This is a genomic window from Syntrophaceae bacterium, from assembly GCA_013177825.1.
Taxonomy (GTDB): domain Bacteria; phylum Desulfobacterota; class Syntrophia; order Syntrophales; family PHBD01; genus PHBD01.
The window spans coordinates 180,566-202,845 of the sequence record JABLXX010000006.1 but is presented as its reverse complement, the minus strand read 5'-3'; the positions used below and the strand labels follow the sequence as shown (position 1 = coordinate 202,845).

Annotated in this window: 22 protein-coding genes and 1 tRNA gene; 4 read left to right on the top strand and 19 right to left on the bottom strand. The window is 59.1% G+C overall.

Annotation, left to right across the window (positions count from 1 at the left end; translation table 11 throughout):
- Positions 1-21: 21 nt before the first annotated feature.
- Positions 22-768, bottom strand: coding sequence for an amidohydrolase family protein (locus tag HPY65_13890; protein NPU85563.1), 747 nt, complete (start codon positions 766-768; stop codon positions 22-24).
- Positions 769-877: 109 nt separating this feature from the next.
- On the opposite strand from HPY65_13890, the gene HPY65_13885 reads away from it, so the two are divergent.
- Positions 878-954 (top strand) — tRNA-Arg (locus tag HPY65_13885).
- 288 nt (positions 955-1,242) lie between these two features.
- Here HPY65_13885 and HPY65_13880 read toward each other — a convergent pair.
- From HPY65_13880 to HPY65_13805, 16 genes are all read right to left on the bottom strand, one after another.
- Positions 1,243-2,022, bottom strand: coding sequence for a DNA adenine methylase (locus tag HPY65_13880; protein NPU85562.1), 780 nt, complete (start codon positions 2,020-2,022; stop codon positions 1,243-1,245).
- Between the two features lie 160 nt (positions 2,023-2,182).
- Positions 2,183-2,365, bottom strand: a complete 183-nt coding sequence (locus tag HPY65_13875) for a hypothetical protein (GenBank protein ID NPU85561.1) — start codon at positions 2,363-2,365, stop codon at positions 2,183-2,185.
- 9 nt (positions 2,366-2,374) lie between these two features.
- Positions 2,375-3,484, bottom strand: coding sequence for a hypothetical protein (locus HPY65_13870; protein NPU85560.1), 1,110 nt, complete (start codon positions 3,482-3,484; stop codon positions 2,375-2,377).
- Between the two features lie 2 nt (positions 3,485-3,486).
- Positions 3,487-3,690 (bottom strand): hypothetical protein, encoded by a 204-nt coding sequence (locus HPY65_13865; GenBank protein ID NPU85559.1) that lies wholly within the window; start codon positions 3,688-3,690, stop codon positions 3,487-3,489.
- A 9-nt stretch (positions 3,691-3,699) separates the two neighbouring features.
- The gene (locus tag HPY65_13860; GenBank protein NPU85558.1) at positions 3,700-4,644 is read right to left on the bottom strand and encodes a hypothetical protein; all 945 of its coding nucleotides are present in this window, start codon (positions 4,642-4,644) and stop codon (positions 3,700-3,702) included.
- Between the two features lie 113 nt (positions 4,645-4,757).
- Positions 4,758-8,504 (bottom strand): hypothetical protein, encoded by a 3,747-nt coding sequence (locus HPY65_13855; GenBank protein NPU85557.1) that lies wholly within the window; start codon positions 8,502-8,504, stop codon positions 4,758-4,760.
- Complete coding sequence (locus HPY65_13850) at positions 8,501-8,878, bottom strand: hypothetical protein (protein NPU85556.1); 378 nt, start codon at positions 8,876-8,878, stop codon at positions 8,501-8,503. The genes HPY65_13855 and HPY65_13850 overlap by 4 nt, the downstream gene beginning before the upstream one ends.
- Positions 8,871-11,462, bottom strand: a complete 2,592-nt coding sequence (locus HPY65_13845) for a phage tail tape measure protein (GenBank protein NPU85555.1) — start codon at positions 11,460-11,462, stop codon at positions 8,871-8,873. Before HPY65_13845 ends, HPY65_13850 begins: the two co-directional genes overlap by 8 nt.
- A gap of 198 nt (positions 11,463-11,660) precedes the next feature.
- On the bottom strand, positions 11,661-12,185 hold the full coding sequence (locus tag HPY65_13840; GenBank protein ID NPU85554.1) for a hypothetical protein: 525 nt from the start codon (positions 12,183-12,185) through the stop codon (positions 11,661-11,663).
- Between the two features lies 1 nt (position 12,186).
- Positions 12,187-13,356, bottom strand: coding sequence for a hypothetical protein (locus HPY65_13835; GenBank protein ID NPU85553.1), 1,170 nt, complete (start codon positions 13,354-13,356; stop codon positions 12,187-12,189).
- Positions 13,357-13,369: 13 nt separating this feature from the next.
- Positions 13,370-13,783: a hypothetical protein gene (locus tag HPY65_13830; GenBank protein NPU85552.1), complete on the bottom strand. Its 414-nt coding sequence runs from the start codon at positions 13,781-13,783 to the stop codon at positions 13,370-13,372.
- Positions 13,784-13,791: 8 nt separating this feature from the next.
- A complete protein-coding gene (locus HPY65_13825) occupies positions 13,792-14,247 on the bottom strand; it encodes a DUF1320 domain-containing protein (protein ID NPU85551.1) in 456 nt (151 codons plus the stop codon).
- 56 nt (positions 14,248-14,303) lie between these two features.
- Positions 14,304-15,290: a hypothetical protein gene (locus HPY65_13820; GenBank protein ID NPU85550.1), complete on the bottom strand. Its 987-nt coding sequence runs from the start codon at positions 15,288-15,290 to the stop codon at positions 14,304-14,306.
- A gap of 66 nt (positions 15,291-15,356) precedes the next feature.
- On the bottom strand, positions 15,357-16,121 hold the full coding sequence (locus HPY65_13815) for a hypothetical protein (GenBank protein ID NPU85549.1): 765 nt from the start codon (positions 16,119-16,121) through the stop codon (positions 15,357-15,359).
- A 27-nt stretch (positions 16,122-16,148) separates the two neighbouring features.
- Positions 16,149-17,258 (bottom strand): hypothetical protein, encoded by a 1,110-nt coding sequence (locus HPY65_13810; protein ID NPU85548.1) that lies wholly within the window; start codon positions 17,256-17,258, stop codon positions 16,149-16,151.
- A 2-nt stretch (positions 17,259-17,260) separates the two neighbouring features.
- A complete protein-coding gene (locus HPY65_13805; GenBank protein ID NPU85547.1) occupies positions 17,261-17,704 on the bottom strand; it encodes a phage virion morphogenesis protein in 444 nt (147 codons plus the stop codon).
- Positions 17,705-17,761: 57 nt separating this feature from the next.
- On the opposite strand from HPY65_13805, the gene HPY65_13800 reads away from it, so the two are divergent.
- From HPY65_13800 to HPY65_13790, 3 genes are read left to right on the top strand one after another with little or no spacing between them, the layout of a single operon-like run.
- Positions 17,762-17,920 carry a hypothetical protein gene (locus HPY65_13800; protein NPU85546.1) on the top strand — a complete coding sequence of 53 codons (159 nt, stop codon included), beginning with the start codon at positions 17,762-17,764 and terminating at the stop codon, positions 17,918-17,920.
- Positions 17,921-17,931: 11 nt separating this feature from the next.
- Positions 17,932-18,243 (top strand): hypothetical protein, encoded by a 312-nt coding sequence (locus HPY65_13795; GenBank protein ID NPU85545.1) that lies wholly within the window; start codon positions 17,932-17,934, stop codon positions 18,241-18,243.
- A 3-nt stretch (positions 18,244-18,246) separates the two neighbouring features.
- Positions 18,247-18,534, top strand: a complete 288-nt coding sequence (locus HPY65_13790) for a hypothetical protein (protein ID NPU85544.1) — start codon at positions 18,247-18,249, stop codon at positions 18,532-18,534.
- Here the strand turns inward: HPY65_13790 and HPY65_13785 are convergent.
- The gene (locus tag HPY65_13785; GenBank protein NPU85543.1) at positions 18,524-20,785 is read right to left on the bottom strand and encodes a minor capsid protein; all 2,262 of its coding nucleotides are present in this window, start codon (positions 20,783-20,785) and stop codon (positions 18,524-18,526) included. The two genes, HPY65_13790 and HPY65_13785, sit on opposite strands and share 11 nt — an antisense overlap.
- Positions 20,778-22,280: a DUF935 family protein gene (locus tag HPY65_13780; GenBank protein ID NPU85542.1), complete on the bottom strand. Its 1,503-nt coding sequence runs from the start codon at positions 22,278-22,280 to the stop codon at positions 20,778-20,780. The genes HPY65_13785 and HPY65_13780 overlap by 8 nt, the downstream gene beginning before the upstream one ends.

The following is a 22,280-nucleotide window of genomic DNA, read 5'->3' as shown; positions in this document are numbered from 1 at the left end:
GCCGGGACGATCCTGAATCCTTCATGACCCGGCCCTCATCAGGTTCAGGATGTTTTTCGAGAAGATCTTTTCGATGTCTTCCGCCGGTAGTCCCAGCCGCTCGATTTTCTGGAGTTCCTGGTACGGCGTTCCGAAGGGGAAGTCGCTGCCGAAGAGGAGCCGGTCCGGGCCGTAGCGGTCCAGGAAGGCCTTGATCTCGTGGCGGGACGCCAGGGCTGTGTCGGCGAATACCGTTTGGTCGTCCCAGATTCCTTCCCGGAACAAAGCCGCAAATCCCCCGTTGAGCATGCCCATGTGGGGGATGATGACGACGGTCCGCCCGGATACCCGGTTCAGGAAATACAGCGTGTTTTCGAAAGACTCCTCCAGGACGATGGGCAGTTCGAGGCGGAAGACCTCCTGGAGGAATTCGCCGCAGCGCGGATCGCCATAGCGATAGATCGGTTCGTACTCGTGGCGGTGCCATTTGACGCCGTGGTATCCTCTCCCCAACTCCTCCCGGCGGAAGTCGTTCCAAACGAAGTAGTAGGCGAAGAAGTCCTCGTGCTGCTCCTGAACGTCCAGCAGATAGCGGTTCGCCCGCTGGCGGCAGTCGACCCAGGCCTGGTTGTCCTCGAAGTGGTAGTCGTACCGGTCGTACACATCCTCGACCGGAGCAAAAACACAGGCCCCGGCGATGTCCCCGTCGTCCAGTTCACTCCGGATGAGCGTATAGGGCTGCCGGACGTTCTGAACGCCGCAGTGCATGTGGGAATCGATGATTTTCACGGGGGATTTCTCCTGGATGGGGGCCTCGATTTATTTTTGCCTCCGCTGGAGGAATATGCTATAGGCACCTCCTCTTTCGGTCAACCGCAATTCACACGGCCTGCACCGTGCGCCCATAGCTCAGCTGGATAGAGCGTCGGACTACGAATCCGAAGGCCCTTGGTTCGAATCCAAGTGGGCGTACCATAGAAAAAAAGGGGGTTACGGATGTCAGCCATTCGTGACCCCCTTTTTTTCTGCCGTGGTAATCCATGGCTCTTCTTCCGGACCATGGGCAGCGCTGTGGGTCAGGAATCATCTCTGTTGTCAGGCGTAATCTATTCGGCGACACAGATTAATAGAATCGGCGACAACGAAACAGAATCGGCGACAAACTGAAAGCCGGTGTGCGAAGGGCGCACAAAACCTGTCCGACTTATCAAGGGATCTGAAATCGGCAGGTTAAGTGCGCTTTTTATGTTTTCAAACGGCTGATCAGTTGCCGTTGATCTCGTAGTTGCGAATCAGTAGTTCTGCCGCCCGTTTATGATGATTTCCACCGGCAATCGTGTAGGATGTAGTAACTTCCTCCAGGACAAACCCTTTAAATATCTGCCGGACCTCGGGCGTATCATTTATCGAGAGCAAGAACTTTCCCTTAATTCCTCGTAGAACATCTGCCAGCTTATTAAAGTCTTCCCTTTTAAAGATCCCAGGGCCGTAATAGTCCTCAAATCCGTAGTAGGGCGGATCCAGATAGAAGAAAGTAAAAGGTTTATCAACTCTAGTGATCAATTTCTCATAAGGCAGATTCTCTATATAAACCCTGGCCAGGCGGAGATGAGCTGCGGACAGGTCCTCCTCGATCCGCAGAAGGTTAAACCGAGGGCGGCCCGTTGCTGCCATATTGAAAACTGGCGACACGATCCGTCCCGCGTAGCCGTTTCGAAGCAGATAATAGAACCGAACAGCTCGCTGGATGTCTGTTAGAGTCTCCGGGCTTTCTTCCTTGAAACGTTCGAACTCCTCCCTTGATACAAGAAGCCACCGAAGATACCGGATGAACTCGTCCAAATGGTGTTTGACCACCCGGTAGAGAGTCACCAGGTCGGTGTTGATGTCGTTGATGATCTCCACCCGTGACTCTTCCTTCTTGAACAGGACCCAGGCGGCGCCGGCAAATACTTCACAATAGCAGCGGTGCTCGAGAATCCGTTCGATAATTTGCTTTGAAAGTAAGGATTTGCCGCCCACATAAGCCAACATGCTGTTCATCGGTCCTCCTCAGATTGTAATCCGGGATGGACCCTGCTATAAGCCGCGTCGCGATGCCCTTCGCACAGCGGATGGCAGCGGGTCATCCCGTCAGGTATTTCCGTACCTGGTCTGGGGAGGTGCCACTCCCTGGAATGCTGTCCGCTTCTTTTTGGAAGAATTACTTCATTTCCTTGATCGATTTCCTCTCGCTAGCATGTTTCGCTGCCGCCGCTTCATCACCGTCCATCATGGCATCAGCCCATTTCTCCCGGGCCTCTTTCAATTGCTTCTCTTGAGACCTGGTCTTTCTGGCTTCTGCCATTCCTTTCATCGCGGCTTGGTGCCTTTCCAATTCGTTCATCTCGATCTCCTATGGCAGCCGGCAAGTCCCGGTCAGATAACATCCCTCCGCTGGCGTGGTATGAACCGCTGAAATCATTGCATACAGAAGATCACCCGCCTGCAGGTCGTCATAGTCCGTGTTGATCACCGCGGGAGTCGCCGCCGTCAGGCTTGAAAATTCATCGCTGTCAATGGTCACTTCCGTGGATAGCATGGGCCGGCCTTTTCCGATCCTGATTGACCCTGTCCCGATGGTCTTGTCGTTCTCCTCCAAAGAACCGGAATCGATCGTCTCGAACCAATTGTCACCCACGGCCGTGATCATCTTTTGCCCGTTATTCCCGACGGAGAAGTTTTGTGCCTGGATATAAGCTGTATCGTAAGGTTGAAGGGATGCCAGGGTATTGGTGATGACCGGATCCGTTCCCGTCCCATCCCATGTATAGCGTGTTGTGTTGGCATCCGGGGTTCCGGGGCGGGTGATGTCAAATCGTGTGGTGCTGTCACCGATGGATGATACCCGAAGCCGATAAAGGCCGATCGACATCGTTGAGCCGACACCGACCTGTGATCCCGTGCCAGCGATAACCTCTTTCAAATTCAAACCTGTCCAGGATGAAGGTAGAACGCCGTTCATTGCTCCAGCTGCCCATTGGGTGCAGGCAACACCATCCTCAACGATCGGGATGAAAAAGTCCTTCGTTTCGGGTTTCATGGGAGGCTTCAAATAGACCGGGTAGAAATCATCACTGGCTGCATTCCGATACCCCAGAACAAGCCGGTTGTAAGCCAGGATGTTGGATGCCGCCCCAGTAGAGATGTTTCCAGCCGATACGGTAAGTGCTGTGCCATTGGTCTCATTCAGATCCACATAAGCGAATTGTCCGTCCGTCATGGCGATGCTGCCGGTGGCGATCGTGTTTTGAACCAGGTTCCCGGCTGCCGTGTTGAAGTGAATCCGGATCGTACTCGCCCATGAAAGGGTCCCCGTCGACGAATCCCAGGACAGGGCGCCGTCACAACTGACAACGATGTTCTTGAGATAGGTGATCGCCTTATCCAGTTCGTTGAACGGGATGTTCATGTGGGTATATTTCCAGAGGGTTTCGGCCGTAAGGGCCGTGAAGAAATTCCCCATGATTAGGTCCCTCCCTTGGCGATATTGTCGACAACGCTTCGAAGGTGAGGTGGGATCATTCCGTTCAGTGCGGATAAAGTGTTATCCACCTGGCTCTTATTTCTTTGCATGGCCTCCTGGGCGTTCTGCCTGGATTGTTCAATGTTAGCGTTCAGCTTCTTCAACTCCGCCAGGATCTCATTAAGCATTCCCTTTATCTCTTCCATGATCCCCTCCTATGGATAGCAGATGATGCTGGCCATCGCCTCGAGGGCGACATTGACATGCAAGGTGAACTTAAAGACGGCGTAATCAGTTGTTCCTTTCGTGTATGTGAAAGTCGTTGATGAAAAGATGCCCGTCCTTGTCGCGGTGGACTCCGGGCCATCATCCCCTGTAAGGGTGCCGTCATCATCGTTGTAGATTTCGGCGGTCAGCACATAGGGCGCCGATGAAGAAACAGCATTGCCATATTGGTCCAACACTGTAACGGTGATGATGGATTGCGTATCCGCCGCATTCAGGTGGTCCGGGGTCAAGGATATGGACAGGCTGGAAGCCGCAGGGGTAGAGTACCTGCCCCCGATATTCGCTGACGTGATCTCCGCTGTCCCTGAATGCAGGAATATATAAGTGGATTCACCGCCGATCTGGACGTGATCGGCGCTCACTTCCGGATAGACCGGCGTTGTCCGGAATGGTGCTCCCTGGACGTAATCAAGAACTCCGTCCGCTCCGATCTGGACAAGATCGAACCGGAAGTAACCGGCGGCCGGGGCCGCCGGGACAGCCAGCGCCCCGGCGATCGTGTTGATCACCCCTCCCATTGAGGCTTTGAACACGTCGGAATTGCAGGCGATGGCGTCCAGGGTATAAACCGTGCCGCCGATCCGGAAGGTCCCCGTCTTGACCAGGACAACCATTCCCGGATCATTATAGGCAGGGACCAGGTTGCAACCCGTCATGACGGCGTCTGCAGGTGTTTGCGAACCCGGGGATGCCGATCCGCCAGTCACAGGAGTAGGAACGACAAGTCCGCAACCCACAACCTCGATCCGGCCCCTGATTCCCCTGGTGTACGCAATCCGGACGGCATTTCCGATTTTGAGCCAGGCGGGCGTCTGCTGCCAGTTTTCCGGGTAATAGGCCGTGATCAGATTGTTGCTGCCCTGGATTTTCACTCGGCAGGTCCTGGTCGATGGTTCTACGCTCCACAAGATCCCGTCCATCGATTCGGAACGGGCCGCGATCTGTCTTTCGACCTTGGATTTGATAAATTGCCTGCTGTAAAGCCTCACGACAAATACCAGCCTTCGATCTCGTCGATGCAGGATGCTTCTTCCCTGGCTCCGGAAGGCACCCGGTACGTCCTCTTGAGATCCGTGATAAAGACCTTCATGACCTGCCCGGAATAGGGGTGAATTACGCTGATGGTGTCTCCTTCCTCATCCTGCAGGTGAGATATTTTGCTGAACTTCACCCGGCGCCGCTGCCCCTTCAGAACGTCCCGTTCATGATTCGCCACCAGCTGGCAGTCCTCGGTGGTGTAACAGAATTCGTTCTCCAGCTTCGTCGAGATGACCTTCCCGATCTCTCCCTGAAGCTCCGTATCGTCTGCCGTGGCCTGAAGAGAACGGCGGACATACCCGACAGGGAGGCCATAGATTTCATATTGATAATTCCCGATGGAGCTGATGATGTTGACGATGACGATCATGGCGATGGCCTGGATGATCCGGCCGATCGGGATAGTGAAGCCTCCCTCGACGATGAAGCCCACCGTTACGACGATGTCGGGGATAAATGCGGCCACAAGATATACAGCGATTGCGACGATCAGCGCGGGGACAAGGTTGGGGGCACTGACAGTGACGATGCAATATTTTTCATTCGCATCGATATATGTGATTCCTTCACTGACCCCGCCAGACAATTTGAAAGCGATCGTTGTAGCGGTCTCGATGACGACAAGACGCGGAGATCTGTACCGTGCCGACTGGTCATCCGAGTAATAAACGATGAAATCATTCTTATAGCCGTACCATCCCGTTGTCCCGCTCCTCGTTGTGATGCGTTCCTCTGCATATACAACCTCTGTGTAGGTCCTCTCCTGGCCCACAACGGTTACCTGGTTCGTGAAATCGGAAAACGTGTCGTCAGGCATGAAGCTCAGAACCTGCGCTGAATTGCCATAGGCATGGGTAACCGCATTATTGAGGGCGATCTTTCCGGCGGAGATCTTGTCGTCTCTGTTGATCTTTAGAAAGTAACCATACCTGTCCAAGATCTGCTGGATCGCATCGAGCAGGGTGGTTTCAACCCATTGGTGGTAAAGGATCGTTTCGTTGTCGATGGCCGGCCAGGAGAAATCACCGGAATCGATGGTATCGTCCGCTTCCATGACCAGGTCTTCAATGATGTCCGTCGGATCATCCGAATATTCGTCGGAAGCGATGATTTCCTTGAACTTCCAAAGCGTGCGCATGTCCTCGGCTGTGATCCTGATCGTGGGAAGCTTTCCCCTTTCGTAGCCCTCCATCCTCCGCTCGGTGATCCAGTACGTTCCCTGGTTCTCCCAATACTCGACGCCGCCGATTAATTCCCCCAGGCGGACGGTAACCTTCCGGCCTTTCTGCACATACTTCCGAAACAGGCTCGCCGTATTGAAGGGATCGAACAGATGGCCGTGGGAAAGCGTAATCTCCAGTTTCCCGGGATCTCCATCAATGGTCCATGTCAAGGCCAGGTCGGTGTCGCGGATCCAGAAGGGCGCGAAGTCGAATGAGGGACCGGCCAGATCCCACCAAACCGACATCTCCGCCTCCTCCTTGAAAACACCGAAGGCATAAAGGTTCCCGGATTCAGCATCCATCGCCGCCGCCAGGTCATAGATGTTGTTTCCCATGACCATGTTGTCGGCTTCACCCCAGGACCAGGTTCCGCCGGAGTAGGTTCCGATCTTGTAATATGCCTGTTTGAACGCGCCATAGACAGAGATGGCGATGACTCCATGCGGGTCTGCAATTCCGCCGAAAGCCGTAAAGATCAGCTCGTTGGCTTCATCATAGTCGAGCAGATAGAAGGAATCGTCCGCGGGCGTGGTCAGGCCAGGGCAATTGGCGTTGCTGAAATTCGTCCAGGTCAGCGTGGTCGGGTCAAAGATGATCAAGGCATAGATGGAGGAGGTGATCAGAAGCCTGCCGTCTTCCATTGCCTTGATATTGGTGAATCCGTAATCGTCAACAGTCGCAAAGGTGGGCCGCTGGAAGCTTATTGCATCTGTGGCCAGGTCGATGATTAAGAGCCCTCGATGATCTCCCTGGCTGTACAGATTCGAATAGTAAAATCCTGCATAGATTTTGCCGTTGACGATTTCGGCGCAGATAAGTCCTTTTTCCGGGAAAGTCGAAAAAGCGCTTAAATAATAATGCTTGATCAACTCTCCCGTGGATATTTTGTAAATGCAGCAAAACCCCGAATTCGTCCCGTTCCATCTGCTTCCATAGATAAGAATATAATCATATTCGGGATAAACCTTAAAATAACACACCTCATCGACATTATTAACGGGATCTGATTCCGGAACGGCGTCGAGGCAGGAGAATAATTCGGTGTATGTGTATGATCCGCTGCTGAACGGGATATATCCTACGGCAAAGGTTCCCTGCCAATAGGAAAAGAACCAAATGCGATCATTTGTTAAATCGATCTGTGTTGCACGCAGATGAACCCAGAAATAGGTATTGGTGAAATTGACATTGGCTGTGATTCCATAGGCCGGCCATGATCCAAAGGCATAATTGCGAATCACAAGGTTGTCATTTGCGTCCAGGACCTCGACATAGGCTGTTTGAAGCGCCCCAAGGGTATGGACTGCAACATAACGGCTTTCATTCCGGGAACCAAGATCGTAACCGAATCCAGGGTTGTTATTGAAAATTTGATGAAAGTCGCCGTTCCAGGACGACCAGGCTTTATCAATCTCCCAGGAGTCGACATCCACCCTTTCAACGGCAATTCCAGGCCAGTTTGTTGTTACAATGTATAATTTCCGATCGGTCGGATCGAAATGGATGCCACAGATATTTCCATTATAAGAATCGTAAGATGTAGGCGTTAACCAGCCGGCCGAGTCTTTATTGACCATCAAGGATTTTTGTTCCTGGTTCCAGATGGCATAGATTTCAGATGCTGACTTCATAACCGATCGGCAGTTGTTCCCGATCGTCGCATAATCGTCATACCCGGTCAGGGCGCCGCCAAGGGTCCAGGTCGTCCCATCGGGGGACGTTGCATAGTAAATATTGGTCCGCTCTTCCCCCGATCCCCCTACGCTATCCACCACCGTGACCCAAAGCCAGAATATGCTATGGCCGGGATCGTACATCAGGGACGGGGCGGATAATTTCAGGGCTGCTGCGTCCGTTACAATTCCCCAATCACCCCAGGTCTGGAAATCATCGCTGGCGATCGTGTAGACCACGTATTCTGTCGGGGTTTCGTATTCGCCGGCCGTGACGAGGAGATATTCATTGGCGAGGGGATTGTAGATGACCGAGATCCCGTTGCTGTAATAGTCATGCGACCAGTGGTCGATTTCCCCATTGGCCACCTTCGTCCCGGTGACCGTGACGATCTGATACTTGATCCGGTAAAAATGATTCGATTGATCGTCTTCCAGCCAGACGATCCCGACGTTTCCGTTTGCCATCTCGCAGATGGAGACGCTCTTGATCACCGTGACATAGGGAGATCCTGTAAGCTCCAGATCGATGATGCTGAACGTGGTCTTGCCGGTGTCCGTGAAGAAATATTTGAGGGTGTAGACACTGCCTTCTCCGGGACCGAAGATGTAGCAGCCCGCCAGCCGGCCGAGGGAATGGACCAGGACGGCGGGGCTGAACTCGTTGATGGTTTCTGTGGTCAGTGTGGCGCCGTCCATCGGGATGGAGCCGGCGGGATCGACGGAAAGAATCTCGACCAGAGGAGACCTCCGGTTCCCGTCCTGATTCGCCTGCAAGGTCGCGTTCAAGGTCCTCATGACGCGGCCTCACTCATAATCAGGAGGGTCAGCTTTACGTTCTTCCGATACTGGCCTGTGTCGTCTTTGAGATACAGGTGATATTCTCCGTCCAGAGCCAGGATCTCGACGTTGAACGTCCTTCCGGAGCCGTCCTGGGGATCGAAAACAACCTGCGCATCGGCTTCCTGAATGTCCTCCAGGTCGGCGAATTCGCCGGTATCCATGTAGCTCCATGCCAGATCCAGTTTCTTCCCTGCATAGCTGCTGCCCCAGCTGAAGATGGCGACAGAGCTGTAAGTCTTCACCCATGCGACGTCCCTGTCCTTCTTGATCAGGGTCATTGTGTCCGGGTTCGAAGCAAAGGTGAGGCTTCCCAGGGTAGCGTTAGGCATTGGCGTACTTCCTCACAAGGCCCATCACCAGGGTTTCCATTTCGTTGCGGAAGGCGGGTGACTTCCAGATCCGCTCGGGCGTGTCGCTGCCAGTGACCGACACCGGGACGCTGATTCCGATGCAGGTATGCTGTGAGCCCGTCGCCTGGACGCCCAGGTTGCCGTTGGAGAGCCTTTTCAGGGGCAGGACGGCCTCCGGTCCGGCCTCGCCCATGAGGCCCATGCCGTTGGCCATCGGGAAATACGTCGGGTTGAAAACGATGGTGCCGCCCTTGGCGAAGGGGATGATTCTTCCGCCACCGAAGATGTTCCCGCGGGCATTTCGATAACCGGTCGTGCTCCAGCCGGAGTCGACGTCGCCGCCGGTGTCGGCAAATGTGTATGAATTCCCAGACGACGAGCCGCCGAAAAAGGAGCCTACCAGGCTGACGGCCGAGGCGATCCAGCTGCCGCCGCCGCTTCCGCTGCCGATGGAGGATACGGCCGCCGCAGCCAGGAGCGCCCGGATTTCGATTTTGATCAGGTCCTTCAGGATGGACTGCGCCAGGGAATTGAAATCGGCCTTTCCTGTTGCGACAAGTTCCGTCAGCGAGTCGGCGATGCTGTCAAAGGCCTTTACGTAAGCATTCCCGATATTCTCCCCCATGTTGGTCGCATCATCGGCATACTTGCGAAGCTTTGCCCGGATGGGATCCAGCTCGTCCTTCAGGGCCAGCAGGCTCTTCTTCGTCGATCGGATCGCGGCGTCCTGGGCATACCAGGCGGATGCATCTTTCATTTTATCCATCTGGGAAAGGTTTTCTTCCTGGATGGCGATCAACTCCTCCGTCAGCCGGATCCGCTCATCCAGCGTGTCTCGATGATAGGTCCCCGATGCCTCCGCGATATCCAACTCGTCCAGGCTCGCCTTGATGGCTGATTCCCGGGCGGCCCTGGCCTGCTGGTGCTTTTTCTCCACCTCTTCGAGGATTCTCTTCTCCGTCTCGAGGCCTTTCAGATATTCCTCAAATTCCTTCTGGGCGGCCTCGGTGACCTCGTCGTTTTCCCGGCTGGTCGTCCATTCCGTGATCTTTTCCTTTGCCCCCGGGATGCTCTTGAATTTCTCCTGAAGCTCCTCCGCCTTTTTCCTGATCTCGATCAGTTTCTTTTCGAAGTCCGGAAGATCTTCCTTGGCGATGTCCGCGTTGAGGTCCCGCAGGGTGTTTTTCCATTCCTTGGCCAGCTTCTCCGCGGCCTTGTCTTGTTCCGGGCGGGGTGTCTTTGGCTGCCAGCCTGCCGGCCCGCCCGATTCCTTGAGCCGGTAATATCGGAGAAGCTGCTGTGTTCCCGGCTCTTCTCCGCCGACATTCACCTGCAGCTGGTCGGCGATCTTCTTTCCCTGCTGCGCGGCCTCCTTCATCCGCTTGTCCATCTCCGGCGTGACGGGCTTCCAGCCCATACCGCGCATCACCATGTCCTGAAGGGACTTCTCGGACGCCATGTAGCGGGTCCGGTATTCGTCATTCATCTTGGACCAGCGCGTGCTCCCGGTGAGTTCCGAGAACGAGAGCCCGTGCATCATCCGGGAGAATGAACCGCCGAACTTGTCCAGCAGCATCGCCAGGCGATACAACTCGGCAATGCTTTCCTGGAGCAGGTCCCGGAATCGATTGATCCCTTCCAGGAATTCCGGGTTCCATTTGATTTTTTGGGCCTTATCATCGATGACGACGATGGAGTCGGCGAGAGACTTCAGCTCCGCCTTCAAGGCGTCGAAAAGGGGTTCCAGCCGCTTGCCCAGGGCCTGAGAGACGATGTCCTTCGCGTTCGACCAAAGGCCGGCCCATGTGTTCTGCGATTCGATACCGGCGACGCGGTACGCTGAGAGCTTCTCCATCAGGAAACGGAACAACTCGTCTGCGTTCCCCTTGTATTGCCTTATGTCCTCGTTCCGGATTCCCAGGACCGTTGCAATGCGGCTGTTTCGCGGATCGATGGCCGCCGTCAGGAGGGACCTGGTCTCCTCCCCAAGCTGGTTCATCTGGAGGCCGATGGCACCCGCGGCCTGGACCATCGCCACGGTGAATTCCTTCACCTGCTGCCGGTCGAATCCCTTGGCCAGGGCCACGGGAAGGGTGACCTGGTAGGCATTGATCAGCTCGTCCAGGGTTGCGATCGTCTGCAGGTTGGCATACTGCAGCTCCTCGACAATCTTCTTCGCGTCGCCCTGGGCGGCCTTCAGCGCTTCCTCCGCGGACAGGGCCTTCTGGCTCGTCTGGTCGATGTATTCCCCGCCGGTCATGAACGCCGAGCCGATGGCGAGCGTAGCCGTCTCAATCTGGCCCAGGTAGGAAATCCCGCTCTTCACGACGGTGGCCACGGCGGTTACGCTGACGATGTTCGCCAGGAGACCGCCTATGGTCGCTGTCAGGGAAGCGGTCTTCCCATCCAGCCGTTCCGTCTCGACACGGTAATCCTGCAGGCTCCGCTTCAGGCTGCCGACGGACGAATCAAGGCTCTGCAGGCTGCTGCCGAACCGATGGACCGTCGGGGTCCCGTTGTCCTGGACGGTGATGACGAGATGAATTTCGTTCTGATTGGGCATCCGATTGGTCCCGGTCAGCCGGCCGGCTGATCTCCCTTATGGTACCGCTTAAGCAGTTGCTGCAGTCGTCATCTCTCCCCAGGGAGCGGCACGCTTTGCAGTATTCGCCCGTTATCCGATCGGCCTTTTCCTCTTCCGATTCCCCGACGAGGATGGCGATCACGGCCTCGCGGAAGAGGATCTCCCGCCTACGGAACGTCAGGTACGGTCTGCACTCATCGAGGGTGAATCCCCAGAGGATCGCGTCTCGTCTGGTGATGTCTCCGCCGGCGAGGGCGCAGACGATGTTTTCGATCCAATCCGTTTCAGCATCTCGGCCATGATCCGATCCGCGATTCGTTCGAACAGATCGTCGATCCTGCCCTGGAGCCCCTCCGCGACTTTCCCCATCATCCCGCTCATCCTCTCGAAAAGTGAGGAGATCGGGTTGCAGACGAAAAAATCGTCGACCACTTTCAGGGCCGTCTCCGCCGAGACCGTAAATTCCAGCTCATCGGCGAAGGCGGACAGGTCCTTGCCCTTGGGAGAGCGGTCTTTCTCCGTCAGAACCACGGCCAGCACGGCCGGCAGGCGGGATCCGAGGAGGTTGATCAGTTCCGCCGAGGTAAATTCGGCGGGGATCCTGAAGTCAATCAAGGTCTCCAGGAGCTGCCGGATCTGGCCAAGAACCAGAGGCTTCTGGACATAAACTTTGTCGCCGATTTCATACTGCATGGGCTCCATGTCAGATCGTTGCCTCCGCGTTTTTGAGAATGATCTGGATGGCCGAGGCCTGCACGGCGTCATGGTAGTAGGCCTCGAACGGCCCCTTGTAGAGGATCCCCTTGGGTCCCTCGATCGCCGGGGTCTCCTTGGAGAACTTCAGCTCCGGGATCAGGATCTCCAGTGACTCGTTGCCCGCGGTGCCGGCGCCGGTGCCGTGTTTCCAGATGAGCTTCAAGGAGGATTCGGTGAACGAGAGGGCCTTCTGGTACAGAGCCATCGATTCGAACAGCGCCGTCAGGGTGCCGGAGACCTTGACCGTTCCCTCGGGGATGGCCCGGCGGACGCCGCCGCCTCCCAGCACGTAGGAGTTGCCGTCGAGGTTGTTCTCGACGACGATGTCCACGGCAGACAGGCAGGCGATGTCGCTCCCACCCTCCTGGACCGTGGCGATGCTGAAGCCGTTGAACGGTGCGTGTCCCGGATCCGTCAGGCTGGAGTCCACGGAGGCGGACCCCAGGGTGCCGTCCGCCACGGCGGCGCCCGTTCCGCTGTCCGAGAGGGCCTCCCCGTCCTGGAAGACGCCCGTGGCGTTGAGGAGGCAGAGGAGGCCCGTCTCTCCCCCGTCGTTGTCCCCCTTGATGAGGGCCGTGTGCGTGGAGGTTCCGCCTGCCAGCGTGTTTCCCACGGCGAAGTTGCCCGTCTGGGTCTTGTATTTGAGGGCCTGGGCCTCGTAGGCGCCGAAGACATCGAAGGAGATGTCCTGGTATCCCTCCGGTTTCGCCGAAATGCTCAGCCGGTTGACCTTGCAGCCGGCAAACAGCAGGTAGGCCCCCAGGTCGGTGAAGCCCTTCTCGAAGAACAGCGAGGGCAGGTCGCCGACTTTCATCGTGTGGGTATAGGGGGACGAGGCCCCGGTCGTCGTGTTCGCCCCCAGGGCCGCTCTCAGGAGGGTTCCCAGGGATGGGGCAAGCTGCGTTTTGATGGTCCCGGAAACGTCCCGGTTGCCCCGGACCGGCATGACGGGGTTTCGGCTGTCGCGGATCACGTCGGAGGTGATCGCGTTGATCTTCTCCGACAGGGATTCGGAGACAAAATACAGGTTCTTCAGGGCGAAGGAGGCGGGCATGATGCCGAACGCTGTCTCCTCCTGGTACCCCAATCGTCCTTTGGATCCCTTGGCCTGTGCCATGATGCATTCCTCCTCACGAAATGACGTTGTTCATGCGGTATGTAAGCCCGTAGGCAAGAATCCCCCCTTCGGCCAGCACCAGCTCTTCCCGCAGAGGCCAAAGGTTTCCGTAAGGGGACACCTCATGACCCGTCAGCGCGGAACGAACGGCCTCGATGAACGGGTAACAGGTGGAGGCGGCCTGGGCGCGCCCCTTGAGGTTCCCGCCGATGAGGAGTACCAGAAAGTCCAGATTGCAGGGGGCCTGGATCCCGCCCACGATTTGGTTTTCCCCGAATGTGCATCCCTCATAGACGGCATAGAGCGCGGGGATCTTCTTGGGCTGTTTGAGCAGCTCCTTGAGGTCGCCCTGCCAGGCATCCGCCGTGGCTACCCCTTCGATGCCCGTGAGCTGGGTCAGGATGTCATTGATGATTTCCTGGATCATGGTGTCCCTCAGTAATGGTCGAGGCTTCCCGTCTTGCCGGCGGAGGGCCTGCCCGTCGTGAAGATCCGGTCGTCCCGGTTCGTCGAGGCCCGGGGAAGGCCGCTGTCCGGTTCCGCCGGGGCGTCGGCCCCCAGGGAGATGAGTCCCCGGGAGACGTCCCGGAGGAAACGGACGGCGTTGTCGTATCGCTTCTGCCGCTCCTCGGGGATCTTCACGGCCGAACGGCGGGAGAACAGGTTGTAGATCGCCAGGTCGACGGAGATCTTGCGGATCATCACCGGCGCCGGGGAGAAGGGGACGGTGTAGCGAGCCCCGCAATAGCCGTCGATCTCCGCGTCGGCGTCGGCGATCGCCCGGGCCACGGCGGAGGTGTCGACCGTGTCGGCGCCGGCGTCGTCGGTGAGCTGAATCAGTTCCGCCTCGGATATCTGTTCGATCAGATCGTTCTGTGTGCAGTAGGCCATGTTTCACCCTTCCGGGAGGCCGGAGGCGGCGGATCCCGCCCCCGGCTGGGGGTTCATCAGGTTGCGTAGGTGTCCTTGAAAAGGTAGCCCAGATCGGCATGGACCAGGACGATGTCGGTCTCTTCCGCCGCTTCGTAGACGTCCTGATGCTCCGCCGGTTCCCGCCAGGTGGTGACCCGCCGCGGCTGCCCGTCTTCGTAGGCCAACCGGACCTGCAGGCCCGCCGTCGCCGTCTTGAGCCCGACCTTCTTTGGCCGGTGGAAGAGGAACCCCATCCCTTTGCCGGCATTCACCTCCCAGATGTTGACGCCCGTGAACTCCGTCCCGGCCTTGGTCTCTTTCGCCGTGTTCTTGATGGACCCTCCGACCAGGACCTCGTCGAGCTCCAGGAGGGCGGCCAGCAGATCCTTGCCGAGCACACCCCGCTGGGTGTACTTGACCTTGTCCAGGATCGCCTCGCACTCCTTCAGGGCCAGGTAGGTCGCCTCGTCCAGGACCAGAACGTTGGCCTTCTTGCCTGTCTTGCTCTTGATGGCCTTCTTGGCCTTGGTGATGTCCGCCAGGAAGGTGTTGGTCGACCCGGCCGGCGACCAGAGCCCTTCCGCATCCTCGCCGCCGGCATTGCCGTCGGCCCAGGTGCCGGTCGTGATCAACTCGCCGGTGCGGATTTCCTTCTTGAGGTCGACCTTGTCGGTAGCGAACTCGATGGCGTCCTGGTCCGGCTGGAGAGGCGGTGCGTTCTTGGATTTGGCGAACCGCCGGTCTTCGTCGGTCACCTCCTTGGCGAAGGCGTATTCCTTGGTCGAAAAGGACACCTCCTCCAGCTTGTACCCGCCCCGCTTCGCCCGGGTTCCCGCGGTGCGGATCCCCGCCTCGTCCCGGAACCAGTCGGCCCTGTTGTAGATTGTGATCTTGGCCTTCGGATCCGCCCCGTCGATAATGGGGAAGACCCGGTCGGCGATATACTCCTCATTGCGAAACTGGATGGAGACGTTCTGCAGGGGTCCCGCAACGATCTGTTCCTTCACGTTCGGCTGCGGCATGTCTTAGTTCTCCTTTCATCGGGATGTCCGGTCCCCGGCGCTCAGGCCGGGGCGCGGACCGCCGTTTTAGTGGACCGTGGTTCCCAGGCTGTAGATCGTAACCGCTTCCGTGCCGGTGCCGACGTTTGTGAGGACGGCCCGGAACCGCTTGGAGTTGTTCTGGGCGATCGTCATGGTGCCGTTCAAGGTCACACCGGCGCCCGCCGTGAGGGTGATGGTCTCGGCTGCATCCGCGGTGTTGCGGATGACGAACTCGAAGCTGGAGCCGACGATGGCGCCGGCAACACCTGCGACAATCAGTGCGGCCGTGGGAGTGACGTCGGACCGGTTGTCTCCGGCCGGATCCCGGAGAATCAGGCCGCCGATCAGCTCCGCCGCCGTGTAGGTCACAGCCCCGGCGGTATTCTTTGTCGTGACGGTGGTCATCAGCTTCACCGCGTCGTTGATGGCCGGCACCATGCCCAACAGCAGGCAGGATCCCAGGCCGTCCTCCGCCTCGGCTGCCTCCAGGACGTAGCCGCGTGCATAGGCCAGGCTCCCGGCGTTGTCCTGGGCCTTGCCGGCATCCGTCGCGTCGACGTATTCCGGGCCGATGAAGGTCCCGACCCCGATGGCTGCGTTGGCCTGGAACTTCGAGATGCCGATGATCCGCACGGCCGCCGCCTCGCCCGCTGCCGGCGCGTTCTGGAGGATGCCCAGGGCCACTTCCGAGGCGCTGTCGGGCCGGCGGACCTGTTCGCTGGCGTTGAGGACCATGAACCGGTACTGGTCGTTGGAAAGGTCCTCCGCCGCCGGGAAGGAAAGGTCCAAAATCTTGTTTTCCGATGCCATGTTGAAATGCTCCTTTCCCGGCGGGATTCAGCCGCCGATCTCCTGGAGGTATTCCCGGGCCAGGTCGGGATTCTCCCGCTGGACCTCGGCAAAGGCCGCGCTGTACGTCAGGGTCTTGTCGGCCTCCTGTTTCTTCGCAACGAGGGCGCTGAGCCTGGCTCCCGCATCCCCCCGGCCGCCCGGATCCTTCTCCCGGGTGGCGATCTCCTTGAACTCGATCACCTTGGGCATCTCCGTCTCGAAGAAGGCCTTGAACCGGTCGTAGAGGGTGGCCTTGACCTTGCCGTCCCCCTCGCCGAACTCGATCTCGCCCTCCATGCCTGCGAAGGCGAGCATCATGTCCGGCACGCCGAACTTAACCCACGCGGGCGTCATCTTCCCGGCCTTGATCATGGACTCGCACCAGGAAGAGATCTCTGCCTGGCGGGCATTCTGGCGCGCCGTGCGTTCTTTTTCGGCGAACTCGGCGCTCAGCCTCTCCCGCTCCTTTTGCGTTGCATCGTCGGCCGCCTGTTTCCGGGCCGCCTCGATGTCCGTCTCCGAGAAGGTCTTCCCGGCGGGCGGATTCGCGGCCGGACTTCCCGCCTCGGTGATGAGGCTTTTCAGCTTCTGGATGAACTCTTCGAACTTCTGCATGCTTCTTTCCTCCTTTCCTGGATCGGAATGGGTTGCGATGGTCGTTGTCGGCTCCCCCCCGGCCGGCGCTGCCCGGATGTCCTCGCCGAACTCGAAGGATGTCGCTTCTCCTTCAGTGAAGGCCACGTCGGCCAGCCCCTTTACCGCCGGCGGCATGGCCCCGAGGAACCCCACATGGCGCAGGCTCCCGTCGTTGTAGAAGGCCGCCGATCGTTTCTTGAAGAGCCCCCGCCGGACCATGTCCTCGAACTCCGGCTGTACCTGCTTGAACTTGGCCAGGAGCAGGTCGCCCTGTTTCTTGAGCCCGGAGACCCAGCCGAAGGCGGGGGCGTTGTCCGCCGGATGGCCGATCACGATCGGCGGTTCGTGTTTCGATGCATTGAAGGTGGCCACGGCCTTCTCGATCAGGGCGTCCCCGTCGTGCTCCTGGCCGCTCGCGTCCACCTGCCGGCCGCCCCGGAAGATGGGGACCCAGTCGTTGAAACCGTTGAACTCGGGCATGCTCACACCCCTTTCGTCAGGTAGTTCTGGATGGCCGTCCGGATCTCGCCCAGGTCCTGGTCCGTGACGGCAAGGAAGGGCCGCGCGGGAATCGCTACCTTGTGCCCCCGACCGGCTTTGCCTCCGAACTGGTGGATGGCCGCGTAGATCCGATTCGTCCCCACCGCAGCGCTCCGGGCGTCGAATTTCCGGCTGATGGAGACGGCCAACTCGCCCCGGCGCTGGAGGATTTTCCCGGGCCAGTAGCCGAACCTGGACCGCTGCCGGATCGTCCGTGGCTTCAGGGGAACCCAGGCGGGCCGCCCCTGGCGCTCGAAATTTTCCTCGACGGCGTCGTGGAGGATCCCGGCGATCCGCCGCATGACCGGCGACAGATCCTTCGTCCGCTTGGCCAGCCGGGTCATCATGTCCTGGACACCCAGGTCCTGGAGGGTGATGTGGATCATCCGGCGGCCTCCCAATTTGTATTGACAAACAGCATACAAACGCTTAACATTTGAGCCATGAACAAGACATTGCTTCTGGCCGTCCGAGTGGACCCGGAAACGAAGCGTATGGCGGAGGAAAAGGCCGAGAGCCTTGGTCTCAGCATCTCCGCGTATGTGCGGATGCTTATCCGCCAGGACAACCGGGACGACCAACTAGGCCGCCGCAAATCGTAAGGAGACGCAAGATGTGGATTTTCACGAAACGTGGATTTCTGTCCGTCGTTCAGGATCATGATGATCCCGACACACTGGTCGTTCGCTCGCGCTTCCCGGGCCACATCCAGGCGCTGTTCCCCACCGCAAACGTGGCCACAACGCCCGACCACGACTACCGGTACCGGGCCTTTCTTTCCAAGGCAGTGGTCGCCCGTGTTATTCGTCGAGAGGTGGAGGCCATCGACTACGGGAACTTCAAAAATTCCATCACGGACGAGGCCTACCACTTGGCATGCCTCGAGGTGTGGTTTACGCTTTACGACCATCAGAGAAGGACGTGAGACATGGATCAAGACGCCATCAAAAAACGATACGACGCGCTGCAGCCCCTGCCGGAAACGGGATGGGACTACACCTGGATCGACCGGCTCCGCACTTGGGAGGACTTCCTGGAAAAGGGGCTCACTGTATCCGTCGGTTTGCGCCAGCTTCAGATCAGCGCCGCCGATTATGAAGGGATTCGCGGTCTGTGCCCCGGCCTCCATGACCTTGTCCTCGATGCGTATCCGGTGACGCCCGAAATCCAGGCGGAGCTCGATCAGTGGAAGGAGGAACTCGGCTTTATCGAATAACGTCCGCACGGACCGCCCTCCCGATGACGATGTATTCCGACTCGCTCCTGCCGAAGTGCATGTACTTGAGCCCCTGGTAGTACGTTTTGATTGTGTTCTCGACGCGGTGATACATCCGGACGCACCGCTGTCCCCCGAAGCCGTCCGACTTCACGGTCACGGACTGGACGGAGTTTCCCGAAAAAGCCCCCCGCCTGAAGCTACTCGTAAACTCGGACCGGGACATGAAACGGATCGCCGTGATCTCGTCGTATCCGTGGAGCCGGCGCATCAGGTACTGCTGGAACTCGTACTCGGCGTCGAGTAGCTCAAAGACCGTCTCCCGGGGGATCCGCGCGTTCTGCAGGGAACGCCGAATCCCATCCTCCAGCGCGGAGGAGACCTCGTGCCGGGACGTCCGGCTCGAGTGGTATTTCGTGAGCGTTCCGAAGCGGGATTCCGTCCAGAGCTTGATCGTCGCCCCGCCTTCCGACGATGACCCGAACGACCATTCCCTGAACAAGTTCCTCAGTACCCCTCGTCCCCACGGGTGGATCGTGCTGTTCACGTAGGCTTCGAACTTTCCGACCAGGGCCTCCACTTCGGCGGCAAAACCTCTCTCGATCGCACCGTTGACCAGGCCGCCCACATCGTTGGGCGTCCAGGCCGCCATTCCCCATTTCTTGAACTCCTCCAGGTGTTTGCCGAACCCCTGGGGAACCAGCTTGTTTTCCAGGTCGTAGCGGTCGATGAGCCACTGGCGCCGCTTCCAGAGGGTTTCCGTGAGGCTGTCGATTTCCGATGCCTCGAATCCCGCCTCCCGGAAGATCTTCCGGACCGCCGCCTTGTCCAGTCCCAGGAGCGACTCGGCCCCCCGGGCTTCGAGCCAGGCGTCCTTCCCGAAGGTCTCGTTGAAGACCTTGGCCGACTGCTGGTTGATTCGCGGATCCCGGAAGCTCTTGATCTCCAGGGGAATGTCCTCGAAGGCCTTGGCGCCCCCCTGGGCGCGGAAGCGGAAGCTCCCGCCGCTGTCGATCAGGACCAGGCGGCCGTTTTTCGCCAGGAGGAGGTTGTCGTACTCGAGGCCAACGACATCCCAGTTCTTGACCAAGGCGGAGGCCTGGAAGACCCTGGCCAGCTCTTCCGGGTGTTTGACCATCTCCGCCGCGCCGACCCGCTTCAAGTCGTCCCGCCAGGTGCTGATGACGGCCAGTTTCCGCTCTCCTCCAGGGGCCGCCATTTCCGCCAGGCGGAGCTCCGGGACCTCGACGCCCAGCTTCCGGTAGATCGCATTGGCCGCAAATTCCGAGCGGGCATGGTTCGGGTCCTGGTAAAACTTCACGTAGTAGCGCTGCCCCTGGCTGTCCTTGTAAAGCCCCCCGGGCATGCTGCCCTTCCTGGTGTCGGGGATAGGCCGCAGATCCTCGGGATTGAACCCTGCCGGGGCTGTTTTCTTCGCCCGGGGCTTCCGGGCTGCCTTCCGGCGGGCCAGGCGCTGCTGCAGCAGATCCTCCAGGTTCCACTTGGCCTCGCCGGGGTTGTAGCTCCAGCCGGGGTCCGTCTCGAACCTGCCCAGGAAATGATCGTGATAGACCGCAACAGGCCGCATCTCGCCGGCTCGGTTGATGACCCGATCCTCCCAGGTGATCTGGGCGGGATTTGTCTTGTGGACCGTCAGTCCCCGGGCCTCTACATTCGCCTCGCTCAGCGCCCGGGTGCGGCACCGGCAGCCCCAGCCATTGGGCGGATAGAAGGCCTTCCAGAAGGGGTCGTCGTACCGGTAGACCCGGCCGTGGAGTCTTGCATGGGACGGCCTCGTGCGGCGGTCCATGACGGCCACGTACTGGAGGTAGGGCCGGTCGTCGGCATTCTCCACCTGCTCTTTCCAGCGGCCCGCCATGAAGGATGTCTGGAGGTTCGTCCGGTAGATGGTCTTCAGCCGCCGGGGAGATCCCAGCTGCACCTCTTGGGCGTCGCCGGCCGGATCCGCGACCTTCTGCTTCCCCCACCAACCCTTCGCCTGCAGGATGGGCGTCAGGTTCTTCTGGAAGTCCCGGAGGGTGGTTCCCTCATCGAGGGCCTTCTGGACGGCCCCTCGGATGTCCTCCAGGATGTCCAGCTGGGTCACCTTGGCCACCGTGAAGGCCTTGGCGTGGGCTTCCTGCCACATCTCCTGCCAGTTCCAGGTAAAGGTGTAGCCCTTCTCCCGGAAGTAGCGGATGGCCTCCTCGGGCTTGAGCCCGATGGCATATCCCAGGTCCACGTCAGGCATTCAGGCGCCCCCAGGTCTCGGCCGCGAACATGGCCCGGGCCAGCATGTCCTCCAGGGCCTGGTCGTTCAGGGACGGATAGGCCTCCTCAAGGCTCTCCAGGATCTCCTCGTAGCTGCTCCCCGCCTGGATCATCTCCACCAGGGGCTTCAGGATCCCCTCCGCCTGGCTCTGGAGGGACAACCCCTCCACGGCCCGGTCCAGGGCATCCTGGTCGGGAAAGAGCCGTCCCGCCTTCTCCGCAAAGGCGGCCTTCTCTTCCTTTTTGGCCGCCGCTTTCTTTGTATTGCCGACGGTCTCCTCGCCCTCCTGGGGTGCCGGGATCCCGTAGGTCTCGTAGAAGTAGGCCGTCCCCACGGGGAGGCCGATGTCCACGACGAGGGTCTTGTCGATCTCGGACTGCTGCTTCAGGTCGGGCTTGGCCGCGGCGTAGGTCTTGAGCTTCGGGTAGGCCGCCGTCCCGGGGAAGTTGAAGTCGACAATCCAGCGGACCAGGGTCTCATTCAGGCAGGCGTCCAGGAGATCTGCGTCGGCCTCGATCAGCTCCTGGCGGACGTTCTCCTGGGATTCCTCGTTGCCAAGTTTTCCGGGGGTGCCCTCCGTCGAGGCCGTCTGTCCCAGGACGGCCTTCGAGATCTGGCGGTCCATGTAATTGCAGAGCTGCTCGTGGGTCACCGTACCGGCCCGGGAGGCCTCCAGGAACTCCACGTCCATCGTGTCGGGCATGGTGAGCCCCGTGTCGTTCTGGATCGCCTCGATGGCCTCCAGGAGCGCCTTCTTCTGCTCGGGACCCGTCCCCGCCGGGTACTTGCCCTTCACTGTGGGCATACCGAACTTCTCCAGGAAGACGAGCCAGAACTTGACGCCGTGCTTCTTGAACCAAACGGGCCACCAGAGTTTTTGGCCAAGGCCCCGGCCATAGGGATTGTCGGAGTCGCCCCAGGTGAGGAACACGAACTTCCGCTCCGGAAGGGCCTCTCCGTCGACCATGTTGTCGGTCGTGAGGAGGCGCGGTTCCCGCTCCGGCGTGAAGACAAAGCGCCGAGGGTGCTTTCCCAGGATCTTCCGGATGACGATCGAGGCGTCCTTCGGCTCCCAGAGGGTTTCGAGGCCGAAGAAGCCGTAGAGGACCGCCTTCAGGATCTCCTGGCGGGCCTGGTCGAAGTTGCAGCCCTCCAGAACCTCCGAAACAAAATCGGCGACAACCTGCTCCTGGGAGGTGGCAGCCGGCCGGCCCTGTTTTCGGGCGGACTTGGCTGGAATCATCTCCCATTCCTTCCCCACGACGGCGAGGATCCGCTGCTGCAGCACGCTTCCCGCGTGGGCGTCCCGGTCCACCTCGTCGTAGAGCTTGAGCCCCTTTCCGGCCGCCTCGGTCCGGAGGACCGGATCCGGGTTCTCCAGGCGCTTCAGCCAGCCGGCGAAGATGTCGATGTCCTTCTCGATGGTGGCGACTTCGTCGGTGACGACAGGCGGGCGTTTCGTCTCTTCGGCCAT